The organism is Chordicoccus furentiruminis (assembly GCF_019355395.1).
GTDB classification, from domain to species: Bacteria; Bacillota; Clostridia; order Lachnospirales; family Lachnospiraceae; genus Chordicoccus; species Chordicoccus furentiruminis.
In genome coordinates this window covers 1,803,975-1,819,576 of sequence record NZ_CP048829.1, presented here as the reverse complement: position 1 = coordinate 1,819,576, position 15,602 = coordinate 1,803,975, and the positions used below count along the sequence as shown (strand labels likewise).

Below are 15,602 nucleotides of genomic sequence, written 5' to 3'. Positions count from 1 at the left end.
GTCTCCGTCCGCCGCCTGCATTTTTCTCTTTTTATAAAATGCACCCGCCTGCTGTCAGCTCTCCGGGCAGCTGCGGCTGTACGCGCCGATGTCCGCTGCCTCGTCGCCTTTCTCATAGCGGGCGCGGAAACGGGCATTGATCTCGGCAATCTCAGCCTTTCCGTCGATGTAATCCTGGTACATGTCCTCGCCGAGTCCCGCGGCGCACCCGTCACAGACTCCGCAGTTGTTGCCGCAGGAGCTTCGCACAATCTCCTCCCGCTCCTCACGGGTCGTATCCTTGATCAGATAGCTCTTCATATCTATTTTCCGCCTTTCTGGCGAAAGGCACCGATGGGGTCATGAAAATCGAGGTGCTTTCGCTCTTTCTACTATTCTCAATTCCTGATATCTTTTTCTTGCAGGGTCGGCACACTACAGAGCACGTGGAGGTGAGTGGCGGGGCGGTATAGCGGCCTACCTCGCATATCTATATGTTGCCGGTCATCCTTAAGGCATCAATGAATGGCGCATCTCGTAGCCCGTAAACTTATCTCTTCCGAAGTTGTCTCGATTTCGCCGGATGACCAGTCACCGCCGCTCCTGCAACTACAAAATATCAGGAGGTGTTTTATTGGCTTTTAAAATCTTTCGTTTTAACTGCTGTGGCCTTGATGTCCACAAGACCTGGATCTTTGCCTGCATTGGACTCACGGATGCAAACGGCCGGACAGAATATAAGGAAAAGATGTTTTCCTCTTTCTCCAGAGGTCTGCGGGATCTCGCCGCATGGCTCGCCTCTTACAACTGTACCGATGTATGCATGGAATCTGCCGGCAAGTACTGGATCCCGGTATTCAATGTCCTTGAAAAGACATGCAACGTGATACTTGCTCACCCTAAGTACACCAAACCACAAAAAGGGAATAAGACCGACCGTAAGGACGCGAAGTGGATATGCGATCTGTTCATGTGCGACATGATCAAGCCTTCCTTTATCCCACCCGCCGAGATTCGTCATCTTCGGGATTTAGTGCGGTACCGGTTCAAACTCACCAACATGCTGACAGGTGAGAAGAACCGTGCACAGAATTGTCTGACTGTATCAAACCTCAAACTTGACGATGTCTTCAGCGACGTGTTCGGGAAGTCTTCCAGATCGATTACGGAATACATCCTCGCCCATCCCGGTGAAACCTTTGATGTCACTCCTTTTGTGGATAGAAGATGCAAGACCCCAATTGAAGAAATCCAAGCCGCTGTTGACGGCGCTGTCTCTCCAGAACAGGCTATAAAGCTTCGTCAGTGTCTGGACCACATCGATGAGTTGGAAAAGCACAAGGCAGAAATGGAACGGGAAATCCTTCGCGTTTCTGATCCGTACCTTGACGCTCTCGAACTGATCCGCACTGTCCCCGGTTTCGACAAAAACCCTTTTACGGCGATTCAGATTCTCTCTGAGATTGGCGGCGACATGTCTGTGTTCCCGACAGACAAACATCTTGTTTCCTGGGCAGGATGCTGTCCCCGTAACGATCAAAGCAATTTCAAGATCAAATCCACTCGGATTTCCCGTGCTGGTTCCTATCTTAAACCAGTTTTGGTGCAAGTTGCAAATGCTTTGATCAAATCGAAGAAACATCCGGAGATCACAGAACGTTACCGCCGTATCAAATCCCACCGCGGGCACAAGAAAGCCATCATCGCTGTCTGCCGTATGCTCCTGACCGCTATCTGGCACATACTGACAGATCTGAAGCCGTATACAGCTGAAGGGTATCTTGCTCCGCGGCCTGTGAAGACAGAAAAGATTCTCACTACTTCGCAGGCACTTAATCTGCTGAAGCTCAGAGGCTACGTCATCAAAGACGATCTGCCCGTCACTGCTTCCTGATTAGGTCGTGTCTATATTTGCTTTTCAAAGACCCCTTGAGGGTTTGTTTGCTATGCCCTCTTTACGATATCTAACCGCCTACCTCTTTTTTCAAACTTCACCTCGCGTATCTCCGGCGGTATTCCGCCTCGGCAAACGCCGTGACGGCCGCCTCGTAGGAACGGTATTCCTTCAGATAAGCCTCTCCTGCTTCCGTGAGAGAAGCGGCTCCTCCGCCGGCACCGCCGTGCTGATGGAGAACAAGTGTCATCGAGAGCGCCTCCTCCGCACGCCTCAGGATATAACGTCCTTTCGAATAGGACATCCCCATGTCCCGGCAGGCATCCTTCACGGAACCGCATCTCCTGATGCGTTCCATGAGCTCCGCGACGCCGGGTCCGAAGAAGCCATGCCCGTCCGCGCGGATCGTCAGTTTTACATGCGGTTCAAACCGTCTTTCCTGTTCCATGGTCAGTCGTCCTTAACTGAATCTGAAAACGACTCCATTGTACCCAACAGGGCGGAGATCCGTCAAGTCCACAGGGGGACATGCAGCCGCCTGCGCCTCTCGTCCGGGCGAAGTGCGCCGGGATTGGCGCCGTTTCGTCCAAGACCTGTGGACCGGCGCCCCGTCAGCCGGAATAATGCAGCGCCTCGATCGGCCGTTTCTTCGCGGCGCGCCCTGCCGGGTAGATGCCGAAGACAAGTCCGATCAGAAGCGAGAAACCGACCGCGAGGAGACAGACGGTCCGGTCCATCGTGTAGGAATAGCCGGCCACCTTGTCGATGATCTTCAGGATTCCCCACGACGCGCCGATGCCTGCGCCGCATCCCATGAGGCTCAGCATCAGTGCTTCCACAAGGAACTGGGCCATGATGCTGCCGTTGCCCGCTCCGATCGCCTTGCGGATCCCGATCTCGCGCGTCCGCTCCGTGACGGAGACGAGCATGATGTTCATGATGCCGATGCCGCCGACGAGCAGTGAGATCGAGGCGATGCCGCCCAGCATGATCGACAGTGTATTCGTGACATCCGCCATCGAATCCGCGACGGTCGACATATTGATCACGGAATAGAGGTCCTCGTCCCCGAACCGCTCATAGAGCCATCCTTCCAGTGCCTGCTCCGCAGCGTCCATCTCATCGTCGCTCGCAGCGGATACCACGATCGACGTGACGGAAGAGACCGAGCTCGAAAGCCTCATCAGCGTCGTATACGGGATGAGCGCCTCATAGGACGTTCTGGAATTCGTCACGGACTCGTTGGCGGCGATCACGCCGATCACCGTGAACGGCGTCCCGTCCAGCTTGAACTGCATGCCGACCGCGTCCGCCGTGTTCGTCACGCCGAGCAGATCAGAGGCGATGTCCTCGTTGATCACTGCGACATAGGTGTGGTTATCCATGTCACTCTGAAGCAGATTCCGTCCGGCGGACAATGTTTCACCCTCGATATCCAGATAAGAGCCGTCCGTTCCGGTGATCTGGGCGCTGTCGCTGTCTGAGCCATAGCCTGCCGTCAGATTGTCGCTTGCGACCGGGGAGGCGAGACTGATGTGCGAAAGTTCCCGGAGCTCGTCCATGTCCGAAAGCGCGACCGGGTCATCCGTGTCAGAATCGATACTGACGGTCAGCATATTCGTCCCCATGGAGGAGATCACGTCCGTCACCTGGCTGGTTGTGCCGTTCGCGATCGAGACGAGGACGACCAGCGCGATCACACCGACGATGATACCGAGCATCGTGAGGAAACTCCGCATCTTGCTGGAGATGACGGAGTCCCAGGCCATTTTCACTGGCTGAAAGAACATCAGACCACCTCCTCAATCTCAGCGCGATCCGTGATCTCCGAGACATGACCATCCAGAATCTTGATGTATCTCGAAGCTTCCCGGGCCACATGGCCGTCGTGCGTGATCAGCAGAATCGTGTGACCGGCCGCATTCATCTCATGAAAGAGGTCCATCAGTTCATGCCCTGTCTTCTGGTCCAGGTTGCCGGTCGGTTCGTCGGCGAGGAAGAGCGGCGGCTCTGTCGCAAGCGCACGGGCGATCGCCACTCTCTGCTGCTGGCCGCCGGACAGCTCGCCGGGCTTGTGGTCCCGGCGGTCCCAGAGACCGACGCGGTTCAAAGCCTCTTCTGTTCTCTCTTTCCTGACCGAACGCGGAAGGCGCTGGTAGATGAGCGGCAGTTCCACATTTTCATAGGCTGTAAGTTTCGGCAGCAGATTGAAGTCCTGGAAGATGAAACCGATCTTCCGGTTCCGGATCCGCGCGAGCTCCCGCTCCGAGTAATCTTCGATCTCCTGGCCGTCGAGGATATATTCCCCTTCCGTCGCCAGATCGAGACAGCCGATGATGCTCATCAGCGTCGATTTTCCGGACCCTGAAGGGCCGATCACGCTGACGAACTCGCCCCGGTCGACATGCATGCTCGCATGGTCCAGCGCCCGAACTTCAGAGTCGCCGACCTGGTAGATCTTCGAGATGTCTTGGCAGAGAATCATCGCCTCACCCATTGTCAGTTTCTTCCCTGACCGCCGCCGGATGGCATACCGCCTCCGCCGTTGCCGCCGCCATTTCCGCCGCCGGACGGCATACCGCCTCCGCCGCCCATGTCACCGGAAGGCATGCCACCCATCATCTGCTGGGAGTTGGAATCCGTTGAAGAGCTGATTGTGCTTCCGCTCAGCTCCGTGTAATAGACGGTCTCGCCTTCCGTGAGGCCCGATGTCACCTCGATCGTGCTGTCTGTAGACATTCCCGTCTCGATCTCGGTCTCACCGGACAGATTGCCGTCCTCATCCTCCGACGTGTAGACATAGCTCTTGCCGCCCTTCTGATGAACGGCTGCCGCCGGAATCGTCAGCGTATCCTCTGAGGAGGATGTCGTGATCGTCGCCGTCGCGCTCATGCCCGCGAGCATATCCGAGTCCTTCGGCACCTCAACCGTCACGGTGAATTTCGAGGAGCCGCCGCTGTTCGTGCCACTCGTGCTGACTTCTTTCACGGTTCCTTCGAACGTCTTGCCGTCGATGGCGTCAAGCGCGACGGAGACATCCTGTCCCTCTTTGATGGAAAGAATATCCAGTTCGTCGACACTGATGGAGACTTCCATATAGTCGTCGGTCGTCACGGTGAAGCCGACCGTCTCATCGCTGTCGGAAGTCTGGGAAGAAGAAGATGCAGCTGTCTCCGTCGAAGTGGCTGTTCCGGATGAAGAACCGGTGCTGCCTCCGGCGGATGTGCCGGAAGAGCCGCCCGATGATCCGCCGGACGCACTCATGCCGCCGGACGAGGCGGATCCGCCCATCGCACTGCTGCCGCTTCCAGTGCTGCCGGATGCTCCAGCCGCGCTGCTGTCCGTTCCGCTCTGCGCATTGCCTGTCCCGTTCTGCTCACTGACGGACTGGGCCGTTCCGCTGTCCGTCCCGGCTGTTCCCGACTGCGTCGAACCGTTCGTCCCGCTGTCTGTCCCGGCTGGCTGACTTTCTGTACCGGCCGCGTTTCCGTTTGAAGTCGTCGAGGTACTCTGCGTGGCGTCCGTTCCTGTCGGGACCGTGACCGTGATGGAGATCGCCATCGTCTTTGCGTCATCCGATGTCTTCCATGTCCAGGTCCACTCGCTGCTGTCCTCAAATGTGACGTTTTTTCCGCTGAAGTAGAATCCGTCAGCGGCCGTCAGATTGAACGTCGTTGTGTATACTTTCGCGTTCGTCTGGTCCGTCTCCGTCCAGGTGAACGCCGGGATCGTGCAGTTTGAGGACGTGACTGTCACCGCCGGCACGTTATCTGCCGTGAATGCGATGGTCCCGTCCGTGTCCGCCGTGTAGGTCACGCTGACGGCATCGATAGCGGTTTCCTGCGTCGTGGTGGAAGAAGAGGCATTATTCTGATCGGCTGCGGTCGTATCGTTCGTCGTGCCGGTATCCGCTGTGGTCGTGGTATCCGTTGTCGCCGTTGTGTCTGTTGTGGTCGTCGTATCCGCTGTTGCAGTGGCCGTCGTCGTATCCTCTGCCGCTGCTGTGGTGTCCGTCGTGGCTGTCGTCGCATCCTCTGCCGCCGCGTCCCCGGTGCCGGCTGCATTTCCCGAAGTATCCGTGGTTTCTTCTGATGCTGACGCCGCTGTATCCGAGACGAGACGGAAGACGGCTGGCGTGAAGCCGCCCGAACCGCTGGCGGAGGAGGAAAGGGCTGAAGCCTTCAGGCCGCTGCCCGCAGAAGAGGCGAGTGTGGAAGCTTTCAGGCTGCTTGTGGAAGACGAGGTTGTCCTTGAGGCCGTTGATCCGGAGGAAGAAGATGTCTTCGTGGCCGTCGCGGACGTGCTGCCGGACGTTGAAGAATAAGAAGTCTTCGAAGCAGTCGTCCCCGTCGCGGACGTGCTGCCGGATGAGGAAGAAGACCCTGATGCGGAAGCCGTCACCTCCGTCCCGTCCGAGACGTTGACTTCATCCACGGTCCCGTCGCAGGTCGCCGTGATCTCGACCGTCTCCTTCAGTTTGAGGAGAGTGTTCAACTCATCCGTCAGATTCTCGCGCTCGGCGAGCAGCTTATCCTTGTCCGCCGAGTCCGTGATGTCGGTCAGCGTGAACAGGCTGTCGCCCGCGTCCACTTCTTCGTTTTCGCTCACATAGACCGTTCCGACGGTCCCATCCGTCTCCGTCACGGCGAGCGGCTGATGTACATAGAGCGTTCCGGTCCCGACCTTTGTTCCGTCCGCTGTCGTCACCGTGACTTCATCCCCGACCGTCGGGCCATCGTCCGAAATCGTCACCGTCGCGGTGGTTCCCGTGACGGATGCGACCGTTCCGTTTTCTTCCGTGCCGTCGGAAAGCATCACTTTTACAGTATCACCCTTCGAGATGCCGGATGCATTTTCAAGATCGACGGCCATGAGACCGTCCACCGAGATCGTGAGGAGCGAGCCGTTTTTCTCCATGAGGGTCGCGGCATCGTCGCCTGAGGCAATCTGAAGATCTTTGACACGGCCGCTCACCACGGTCGTCACCGTCTCGTCATCGTCCTCATCCTCAAGGTCCTCGAGCTCTTCGTCGATCGAGCTGATCGAATCCGTGAGGGAAGAGATCTCACTTGCAAGCGATGTCTGATCGACGGTCGCAAGCGCGTCACCCTTCTTGACAGTATCACCGTTCTCAACCAGCACCTGATCGATCGTGATACCGGTCGGAATCGTGACGTTCTCCGAATCGCCGTCCGAAAGCGTCCCGGATCCGACCACCGTTGAGGCGATCGTTCCCTTTGTCGCCTGGGCCGTCTTCACGACAGGAGCCGATGTCGACTCCGTATCGGACTGGCCCGATGGTTCCGCCGCCTTTGTCTCGGTGTACTTCTGATAGCCGACATAGCCGCCTCCGGCGACAAGTGATGCCGTTACAAGAAGTGTGATGACTTTCCGTACCTTTGATCTGCGCTTTTCTGCCATGGCTTTTCCTCCGGACATACAACCCGTCTTGATCTTTCGTCTGACGATAAAAGCGGATTGTGAAGAAGATTTGTTGCCGGAGAAAAAAAAGATTGAAGGTTTTATGTTGTCGGGAATGAAGGGTGCCGCTTTCCATGCAAACAGGAAGGATCCGCATGGCTGCCTTGAGTACCACCTTGATAATCGATATCGCACTATTTTGATTGATAAATCGCACTATTTGCAATATACTTTAATCAGGAGGACACAGAAATGTCGATAACCGCTACCGAATTCAAAAAAAGGATGAGTTATTATATGAAACTCTCTGAAAAGCAGGATATCTATATCACCCAATACGGACAGCTGGTAACAAAGCTCACCAACCCCTTCAAAACAAAACGTGATATACTGAATTCACTCATTGGTGTGATTCCTGAATCGTCCAGTCTGGAAGATGCAAAGAATGAGCGGGCCGAAAAGCTATGAATGTGTTACTCGATACCAATATCATAATCGACCTTCTTGGAAACAGGCAGCCCTGGATAAGGGAGGCAAAAGCAATCTTAGAGCTGGCCGCAGATCAGAAAATTGACTGCTATATCACAGCGAAAGAAATGACAGATCTCTATTATGTTCTGCATAGAGAGACCCACAGCAATCAGAGAACCAGGCAGATTCTTTCCCATCTGTGCGAGCTTGTCTTCGTAGCAGACACTCTGTCAAGCGACGCCGTGGAAGCCCTCGGTTCGCCCATCTCTGATTATGAAGATGCTGTCATGGACATCACCGCAACGAGAACAGGCATGGATTGCATCGTCACCAGAAATCTCAAAGATTTCCAGAAAGCGAAAATGCTTGTCCTTTCACCTTCCGGATTTCTTGAATCATACAATGCTCAGGAATAGCCATTTGAGAGGATAAGCCGCCTTGCATTCACAGACACAGGACGGTATGCTAATACATACAGCATAAAACACCGCCTGCACCATCGGTATGGAAGATTAGACGCGGGCGGGATAAAGACGCATGTACATCATCAAGAAGGAGCAGTCATGGTCAGAGAATACGCGTTTCAGAGAAAGATCACAGACGAGCAGGCAAAGGAAATCATCGAAGATGCAAAGAAACTGGACGGTCTTCAGGACATTATCGTGACAGACGATCACAAGGCCATCCAGGTGAAGTCGAACAACGAGGATTATGAGCGCCTGATGGAGCGGATCCTCAACATCTGCAGCCGCATCACCGGTGGCCAGTGGATCTCGTTCACCCGGTTTATTCATAACGAAAACGAGTGACGGACGCTCGTATGAAGAGCGGGGCGGCGCACGGAGAAACATCTCCGGAGCGCCGCCCCGCCCTTCATACGATCATATTTCGCTGCATAAATCCGTTTCTTCTTCCGCCCATCTCCCCAGAAGTTCCCGATAGACGTGACAGCACCGCCGGATATCCGCAAGCGCGGCATACTCGTCCGGTCGGTGCGCCTGCGCCAGTTTTCCGGGTCCATAGGACATGCAGTTGCGGTTTCCAAGCATCCCGGCAATCACAGCAGTGTCCGTGTAGCCCGGAAACGGCCCGACAACCGGCTCCGCTCCGGTGGCCGACCGGACCGCGTCGCGCATAAGTCCGAGGAGTTCCGAATCCTCATGATGCGGGACGGGCGGCCGCTCGCCCGTGCATTCAATTGTGCAGGTGAGAGTTTCCCGTCCGAGTTCCTTTCGGGCCGCATCGCATCCCGCTTCAAGGATCCGGACCAGATCATCCTTTGTATAGGGCGGAACAAGCCGGACGTCGACTGAAACCGTGCAGGTATCCGGGACCTGGTACGGGTGGATCCCGCCTTTGATCATTCCGAAGGCCACCGTCGACGGACCCAGGAAAGGATCCGGCCTAAGTGCCAGAATCCTGCGCCGGATCGATGTGATGGCGGCGGCCATCCCGGCAATCGCGTCTGCACCATCCTCCGGCCGGCTCGCGTGGGCCGTCTTGCCGTGCATCGTATAGCGGAACCAGTACCGGCCCTTATGGGCCGTCTGGATCATGCCGCCGGTCGGCTCCGTGTCGAGAACCAGCGTATCAGGGCTGACCCATCCGAGCCGGATCATCTCCTCCACGCCCTTCATATCAGCTTCTTCATCCATCGACGCAAGAAAGCGGATCGTGTGTTCCGGTCTTCGACCCTCCGAATCCAGTTTTCTCGCGACGCATGTGAACGCCGTACAGGCGGAAGAAAGCCCCGATTTCATATCGGCAGAACCAAGCCCGTAAAGCTTCCCGTCCCGGATCTCCGCGCAGAACGGATCCATTGTCCAGCCATTCGCGACCGGAACCGTATCCATATGACAGATCAGTGCCAGTGTTCGTTCCGATCTGCCCGGAAGCTCAGCCATGAGGACCGGCCGCCCTCCATCTGCCGTGCTGACCGTCAGTTTTCCCCATTCGGGGAGACGCCCGGCGAAATAACGTTTCAGATGGTCTGCGACGCCTTCCTCCAGCGCGCCCGGATTCGTGCTTTCAATCCGGATCAGATCACGCGCCATCGAGAGCGCCGCTTCATATAGAGGATCCTGTTGATGCATATCCGCCTCCCTGGGCGGGCGTACGTCGCCCGCTCTTCTATCAAGGGAGACTGTAGCACACAGGACAATTCACTGCAATGGAAGAAGGACATCACGGTGCCACCAGATATTATGGGCCCACAAAATTTCCTTATTTCCAATGACTTTCCCTGCAGCTCCAGGCTTGTACCAGACATTCTCTGCAGAACAGCGTCAAACTTCTCGGCAATCGTGCTTTCAATATAGAATCGTGTCCGGGTGCTCTTGCTGTCCACCGCGAGATTCCACGCTGAAGGCGTTCTGTCAGTATATCCATAATAATCCAGCGCGCTCTCCATACAGTGCACACCATCCGGAAAAAGTGCCATGATAACGGGAATATCAGAAAAGGCATCGAAACACGGGCGAAAATTTCAGGAAAGAGCCCCGAACGCCAGAAGCACCACAAGCGTCCCGAGGATCAGCAGAATCCCGATGCAGGTCATCATGAGGGCAAACGAGAAATTCTCCGTCAACGGACGAATTGTCTCCTCCGTCGCCTCCCGGGCCGCCCGCAGGCGGCCGGCGCGACGGAGCGGGTTCTTCACGCGCCGTGCCCGCAGAACGCTCTTCCGGAGCAGAATGATCAGGGCGTCCAGGCTGTCCGAAGCAACGCGTCCGAAGACGGACGAGAGAAAAACCGTGAAACGCGCAAGCGGCCTGAGGAAGCGGTTTTCACCGAAAAGGGCCGCAACGGAGCCGGATGCCCCGCGGACGGCGACAGCAGTCGGCCGGAGCAGCCGGTTCTCTCCGAAGAGAGCCGCAACCGGTCCCAACACACCGGGCAGCCAGCGGGTAAACATCGGACGGTATACCCGCTCCTCGAGGTCCCATCCGGCCGGCCAGTAATTGACATAATGCCCGTCCCTCACCGTCTTCCGCCTGACGATCAGAAGATAAATCGACGCTCCGATCGCGAGCGAAATCAGGCTACCCTTCAGGTTCCCGAAAGAGAAAGGCTTAAAATTCAATATCGAGGCATCTCCGGTCATATAAGACGCCAGATAAAACACAGTCTGCGGGACGCCGAGCACCACCATCGTGCACGCAGAACCAAAGACAACCGCCGTGCTCAGACGGCTCATGCCGCGCGGATCGGCGTCGTAACGGGCCTGGCGATCGGCGGATGCATTTTTCTCGATAAAAAGGCAGATAAAAAGCTTCAGCATATACGCAAACGTGCAGCCGCCGCTCACGAGAAAGAACACTTCAATCGTCCGAAGGAGCGGCGCGAAGGACGCCATCGTCTCCGCTCCCGCCACGATGCTCTCATGAAGAAGTGTCTTGCTCAGATACCCCCCGAACAGCGGAACACCGCTGATGCCCAGTGCTCCGAGCGCGAACGAAACCGCAAGCGCCCTCTTTTTCCTCCCGAATCCCCGGAGATCGTCCAGGGTCAGTGTATGCTCGCGCATCGCCGCGACGCCGGCCGCCAGAAAGAGCGTCAGCTTGATCATCGAGTGGTTGAGCATATGAAGAAGCAGGCCCGGGAGCGCGAGAGCGGATGCCTCCGGGCTGCCCTCCGACTGTAGCAGCACATACATGCCGACGCCCGTCAGGATGAAGCCGATCTGGGACATCGATGAGCATGCAAGCGTCCGCTTCAGATTGACCGAGAAAATCGCGAGCACCGCTCCGAGTACCATCGTCGCCGTCCCCAGAAGGAGAATCAGCCAGCCGAACGGTGCGTATCCGGGCAGCACGCAGACGGCCGCCATCAGGATGCCGTAGACGCCGACTTTGGTCAGAATCCCGGAGAGAAGCGCCGACGCCGGAGATGGCGCAACCGGGTGCGCTTTCGGGAGCCAGACGTGGACCGGGACCATACCGGCCTTGCAGCCGAATCCGAAGAGAATGCAGCATCCGGCCGCCAGAAGCGCCCCTGACGGTGCACGGACTCCGCGGGCTGCAAGCCCATCTCCGAACAGTACAAACGACAGCGGAATCCCTGCATTCTGGAGAAGCAGAAGGCCCATGAAAAGGACAAGCCCGCCGATGATCGCGATGAAAAGATACGTATAGCCGGCCCGGACCGACTGGGTCGTCCGGTCGTGCATGACCCAGGTGAACGATGTGAACGAGAGGATCTCGAAGAAGACGAACGTCGTCATGAAATCCGCGGACAGCATGACGCCTTCGGTCGCCCCGAGCGTCGCAAGGACGAAGAACCAGTACCCGTTCATCTCCTCCTCATCTTCCGCGAAATATTCCTGCGAAAAAAGTGTCGTCCCGAACCACATGACCGCGCTCACGATCGCCCAGACATTTCGGAACCCGTCTGATGAGAAATGCAGGCCGGATGCGAAGACGTCCGGAATCACAAGTGACGTTCCGGCAGCCGGAAGGAAAAGCGAAAGAAACAGAATGAGCGCCGTGAGCGCACAGGCAGAAATATCCCGCGCGCGGCCGGACCGGCGGCCAAAGGCCGCTGCGGCCGCAGCCCCCGCAAAAGGAAGAAACACGATTGCAGCAATCAGCATAAAGCATCCTCCCGATGATCATGCCGGCCGCGATGGGCCCGGCACTCCTGTCGCTTCGAAAGAACATCAGCCGGCATACGCGGCCTGCTCCGTTTCTTCAGAGCGCCCCTTCCGCGATGGAAGAAACCAGCTTCATGACCGGCCCCGAGCAGAACCCCAGCACAAGATTCACGACCGTGAAGACAAGGATCGGCGTCAGCATAAGCCCGTCCGCCTCACGGACCTCGGACCCGTCCGCGTACCGGTCCCGTCCTTTCATCGGAAAGAACGCGCGGACGCTGATGGTCAGCGTATACATCGCGCACAGGAAAGCTGCCACGATGAGACCGGCGGCGCCGGCGACCGCAAGAGGCGTGCCGGCGCGGACGCCGGCCGTCAGAAGCTGCCACTTCGAGACGAAACCGCAGAACAGCGGGATGCCGGTCAGGGACAGCGCCCCGACCGTGAAGCAGAAGAACGTGACCGGCATCTTCCGCCCGACGCCGTCGATCTCCCAGATATGGGACCGGCCGCTCTGGTGCAGAAACGCCCCCGCGCACAGAAACAGCGTCATCTTGATGACACCGTGGAACAGCATATGGGCCAGTCCCCCGGCAAATCCCGCCGGCGTGAGAAGCATGCAGCCGTACAGCATGTACGAAAGATTGCTGGCCGTGGAATACGCAAGCCGCCTCTTCAGTTTCCACTCGCGGAGGGCCATCGCGGCCGCGCCGACGAGTGTGACGATGGCAGCTGCAAGGCAGACCGCCTGAACCCAGGAACCTTTCAGGATGTCGGGCCCGAACACATACCAGGTCAGCCGCATCACGGCAAAAGCGCCGGCGTTCACGACCGCGACCGCATGGAGAAGAGCCGTGACCGGTGTCGGCGCGACGGACGCTGTGGGAAGCCAGTACGTGAGCGGAAAAACGGCTGCCTTTGTCCCGAAACCGAAGAATCCGAACAGAAATGCAGCCTGCCAGATGATGCGTCCTGTCTCCTTCGATACGGAAAGGCCGGCCGGAAGAGCCGTTCCGCCTGCAAGGGACCCGCCGTAGAGGAACTGCCCCGCCCCCGGCGTGAGAGACGCCGCCACGACGGCAAAGAACGTCAGCGACGCGCCGCCGATCGTGAAAGCCGCATACACCCGTCCGGCGTACATCCCGTCATGGTCCCCGTAGTACGAGACAAGCGGGATCGTCACCAAAGAGAGCATCTCATAGAAGACATAGAGCGTCGTGATATTCGCGGAAAAAGCGATTCCCAGCGTGATGCCGTACGTCATCACGTAAAAGCCGTAAAAAAGACTCAGCCGCCTCCCGCCGCGCATATAGGAGAACGCGTAGAGAAGCACGAGCGGCCACATCACCGAGACCATCCCGGCAAAAAGAGATGCCATCCCGTCGACTGCAAAAGTGACGGAGAAGCCTCTCGCGAAACGGTAAACCGTGAAAGAGCCCCGAATGCCGGACAGAAGGCCGATCCAGACCGCCAACGACGTGGCAATGGCCGTCACTTCCGCCGCAAGACAGACCGCTCTCTCCTTTCTGACGCCGTGAAACAGGATCAGGCAGCCGCCAATAAGCGGCAGAAGGACCGGAAGAAGAATCCAGTAAGCGCTCATCATCTTCCCTCCGTCAAAGCCCGAAAAGCCCCAGTACTGATTCACCCCAGATACCCATGATCAGGGCAGCAATGCTAAGCGCCACCATCGGCCAGACCATGAGCGGCGAAGGCTCGGCAGACGCCACGGCCTCCTGCGTGGGTGCCGCACCGTCTCCCCCGGAAACGGAAGCCTGCACCGGTTCATCTTTTCCGGCCGCTGCCTTCTCGTTCCGTTTTGTCTCCCTTTTGGGGATGCCGGAGGCTTTCACCTGCATGTTCCGCCCCGAAGAAAGGATCTCCGTCCGGACCGGGAAGAACGCATCCACTGCCACTGTCAGGAGATAGCCGGCTGTGAGCAGGGCCGAGATCAGCAGCATCACCGGTGCCGCCACGGAAAAGCCTTTGATCCCGGACTCAAGAGAGGCTGTCGCGATCACCCACTTGCTTAAGAAGCCGCCCATCGGCGGGATGCCGACCAGCGAAAGCGAAGCCATCGTGAAGCAGATCATCGTGACGGGCATCTTTTTCCCGATCCCTTTAAGGCCGGCCACGTCCCGGATCCCGAGCTGGAAGATGAAGACGCCGGCTGCAAGGAAGAGGCAGCCTTTCGACGCCGCGTGGGCCATCAGGTGAAGCAGCCCGCCTTTCAGACCATCTGCCGATAAGAAGGAAAGCCCGAGCAGAATATACGAGATCTGGCTGACGGTCGAATAAGCCAGCCGTTTCTTCATGTTTTTCTCGCGGAACGCCATCATGGAACCCATGAAGATCGTGAGAAGTGCGAGTACCATCCAGACTGTCTGGACCCATGTCCCGCAGAGGAAATCCGTTCCGACGGAATAATAGACGAGCCGGATCACCGCGACCACGCCGGCTTTGGCGACGATGCCGGAGAGCAGTGCTGAGGCCGGCGCCGGCGCAATCGGGTGCGCGGCCGGCAGCCATCCGTGCATCGGATAGAGCCCGGCCTTGGTCCCGAACCCGACGATGCCGACCATCACAGCGGCAAGAAGCAGTTCCCGGTGGTCCGCTGCCAGAGCCGGATCCAGAAAGCCGCCCATCACGAAGTCATTCGAGCCGTTCGTATTCGTGCAGACGATAAAGACCGCAAAAAGGCCCATCAGCGCGCCGCCGATCGAATAGAAAAGGTACTTGAGTCCGGCGGCGACCGCTTCCTTCGTCAGCTCATGAAGGACGAGCGGGACCGTCGAGAGCGTCGCCATCTCGAAGCAGAAATAGAGCGTCACGAGATTACCGGCCATCGTGACCGACAGAAGCGCCCCGAACGAGATGAAGTAGAACGCGAAGAAGACCTGCGTCCGCTCCTCTTTCTCCATATATTTGAAGGCATAGACACCGGAAGAGGTGTAGAGGAGAAGGACGGCCGCCATCACGTACCGTCCAAGCGCATCCATCGAAAAGGTCATCTCCGCGCCGGGCGCAAAGACAAGCGGCGTGATCCGCCCGCCCTGCACAATCGTCAGGACTCCGAGCAGATCAGTCAGGACAATGAGAGCTGTGTACCAGCGGCGGCGTGCCCTGTCTTCATGAAAGCAGGCGGAAATCAGCGTTCCAGCCACCGCCGGTACCAGTATCGTCAGCATGAGCAGCATCTTATCTCTCCTCCTTCCCACGCAGAGCGGGATGATGTTCCATTTCCTT

The 15,602-nt window shown here is 57.6% G+C and carries 13 protein-coding genes; 4 read left to right on the top strand and 9 right to left on the bottom strand.

The window, feature by feature from the left end; translation table 11 throughout:
• Window positions 1-54 precede the first annotated feature (54 nt).
• Window positions 55-300: a purine biosynthesis protein PurH gene (locus tag G4C92_RS08500; protein ID WP_274939437.1), complete on the bottom strand. Its 246-nt coding sequence runs from the start codon at window positions 298-300 to the stop codon at window positions 55-57.
• A gap of 313 nt (window positions 301-613) precedes the next feature.
• Here G4C92_RS08500 and G4C92_RS08495 point away from each other — a divergent pair, with 313 nt between their 5' ends.
• Window positions 614-1,873, top strand: coding sequence for an IS110 family RNA-guided transposase (locus tag G4C92_RS08495; RefSeq protein WP_274939340.1), 1,260 nt, complete (start codon window positions 614-616; stop codon window positions 1,871-1,873).
• 97 nt (window positions 1,874-1,970) lie between these two features.
• Here the strand turns inward: G4C92_RS08495 and G4C92_RS08490 are convergent, their stop codons facing one another.
• From G4C92_RS08490 to G4C92_RS08475, 4 genes are all read right to left on the bottom strand, one after another.
• Window positions 1,971-2,321 (bottom strand): winged helix-turn-helix domain-containing protein, encoded by a 351-nt coding sequence (locus G4C92_RS08490; RefSeq protein ID WP_274939436.1) that lies wholly within the window; start codon window positions 2,319-2,321, stop codon window positions 1,971-1,973.
• Window positions 2,322-2,484: 163 nt separating this feature from the next.
• Entirely contained in the window at window positions 2,485-3,663 is a 1,179-nt protein-coding gene (locus G4C92_RS08485; protein WP_274939435.1) for an ABC transporter permease, read from the bottom strand.
• A complete protein-coding gene (locus G4C92_RS08480; protein WP_274939434.1) occupies window positions 3,663-4,370 on the bottom strand; it encodes an ABC transporter ATP-binding protein in 708 nt (235 codons plus the stop codon). Before G4C92_RS08480 ends, G4C92_RS08485 begins: the two co-directional genes overlap by 1 nt.
• A gap of 2 nt (window positions 4,371-4,372) precedes the next feature.
• Entirely contained in the window at window positions 4,373-7,294 is a 2,922-nt protein-coding gene (locus G4C92_RS08475; RefSeq protein WP_274939433.1) for an HlyD family efflux transporter periplasmic adaptor subunit, read from the bottom strand.
• Between the two features lie 297 nt (window positions 7,295-7,591).
• Between G4C92_RS08475 and G4C92_RS08470 the strand changes: the two genes are divergently transcribed.
• The 3 genes from G4C92_RS08470 to G4C92_RS08460 all read left to right on the top strand — a co-directional run bounded on the left by G4C92_RS08470 (window position 7,592) and on the right by G4C92_RS08460 (window position 8,574).
• Complete coding sequence (locus tag G4C92_RS08470) at window positions 7,592-7,762, top strand: type II toxin-antitoxin system prevent-host-death family antitoxin (RefSeq protein WP_274939432.1); 171 nt, start codon at window positions 7,592-7,594, stop codon at window positions 7,760-7,762.
• Entirely contained in the window at window positions 7,759-8,181 is a 423-nt protein-coding gene (locus G4C92_RS08465; protein WP_274939431.1) for a PIN domain-containing protein, read from the top strand. Before G4C92_RS08470 ends, G4C92_RS08465 begins: the two co-directional genes overlap by 4 nt.
• A 147-nt stretch (window positions 8,182-8,328) precedes the next feature.
• A complete protein-coding gene (locus tag G4C92_RS08460; RefSeq protein WP_274939430.1) occupies window positions 8,329-8,574 on the top strand; it encodes a hypothetical protein in 246 nt (81 codons plus the stop codon).
• Between the two features lie 72 nt (window positions 8,575-8,646).
• Here the strand turns inward: G4C92_RS08460 and G4C92_RS08455 are convergent, their stop codons facing one another.
• The 4 genes from G4C92_RS08455 to G4C92_RS08440 all read right to left on the bottom strand — a co-directional run bounded on the left by G4C92_RS08455 (window position 8,647) and on the right by G4C92_RS08440 (window position 15,544).
• Window positions 8,647-9,858, bottom strand: a complete 1,212-nt coding sequence (locus tag G4C92_RS08455) for a M20 family metallopeptidase (RefSeq protein ID WP_274939429.1) — start codon at window positions 9,856-9,858, stop codon at window positions 8,647-8,649.
• A gap of 392 nt (window positions 9,859-10,250) precedes the next feature.
• Entirely contained in the window at window positions 10,251-12,356 is a 2,106-nt protein-coding gene (locus G4C92_RS08450) for a complex I subunit 5 family protein (RefSeq protein ID WP_274939428.1), read from the bottom strand.
• A 97-nt stretch (window positions 12,357-12,453) separates the two neighbouring features.
• Window positions 12,454-13,959 carry a complex I subunit 5 family protein gene (locus G4C92_RS08445; RefSeq protein ID WP_274939427.1) on the bottom strand — a complete coding sequence of 502 codons (1,506 nt, stop codon included), beginning with the start codon at window positions 13,957-13,959 and terminating at the stop codon, window positions 12,454-12,456.
• 13 nt (window positions 13,960-13,972) lie between these two features.
• Window positions 13,973-15,544, bottom strand: coding sequence for a complex I subunit 5 family protein (locus tag G4C92_RS08440; protein WP_274939426.1), 1,572 nt, complete (start codon window positions 15,542-15,544; stop codon window positions 13,973-13,975).
• Window positions 15,545-15,602 lie beyond the last annotated feature (58 nt).

Bases quoted from the DNA above. Each gene is read 5' to 3' on its own strand.
- G4C92_RS08500 (WP_274939437.1), bottom strand. From the start codon at position 300: ATGAAGAGCTATCTGATCAAGGATACGACCCGTGAGGAGCGGGAGGAG.
- G4C92_RS08490 (WP_274939436.1), bottom strand. From the start codon at position 2,321: ATGGAACAGGAAAGACGGTTTGAACCGCATGTAAAACTGACGATCCGC.
- G4C92_RS08485 (WP_274939435.1), bottom strand. From the start codon at position 3,663: ATGTTCTTTCAGCCAGTGAAAATGGCCTGGGACTCCGTCATCTCCAGC.
- G4C92_RS08480 (WP_274939434.1), bottom strand. From the start codon at position 4,370: ATGGGTGAGGCGATGATTCTCTGCCAAGACATCTCGAAGATCTACCAG.
- G4C92_RS08475 (WP_274939433.1), bottom strand. From the start codon at position 7,294: ATGGCAGAAAAGCGCAGATCAAAGGTACGGAAAGTCATCACACTTCTT.
- G4C92_RS08470 (WP_274939432.1), top strand. From the start codon at position 7,592: ATGAAACTCTCTGAAAAGCAGGATATCTATATCACCCAATACGGACAG.
- G4C92_RS08465 (WP_274939431.1), top strand. From the start codon at position 7,759: ATGAATGTGTTACTCGATACCAATATCATAATCGACCTTCTTGGAAAC.
- G4C92_RS08460 (WP_274939430.1), top strand. From the start codon at position 8,329: ATGGTCAGAGAATACGCGTTTCAGAGAAAGATCACAGACGAGCAGGCA.
- G4C92_RS08455 (WP_274939429.1), bottom strand. From the start codon at position 9,858: ATGCATCAACAGGATCCTCTATATGAAGCGGCGCTCTCGATGGCGCGT.
- G4C92_RS08450 (WP_274939428.1), bottom strand. From the start codon at position 12,356: ATGCTGATTGCTGCAATCGTGTTTCTTCCTTTTGCGGGGGCTGCGGCC.
- G4C92_RS08445 (WP_274939427.1), bottom strand. From the start codon at position 13,959: ATGAGCGCTTACTGGATTCTTCTTCCGGTCCTTCTGCCGCTTATTGGC.
- G4C92_RS08440 (WP_274939426.1), bottom strand. From the start codon at position 15,544: ATGCTGACGATACTGGTACCGGCGGTGGCTGGAACGCTGATTTCCGCC.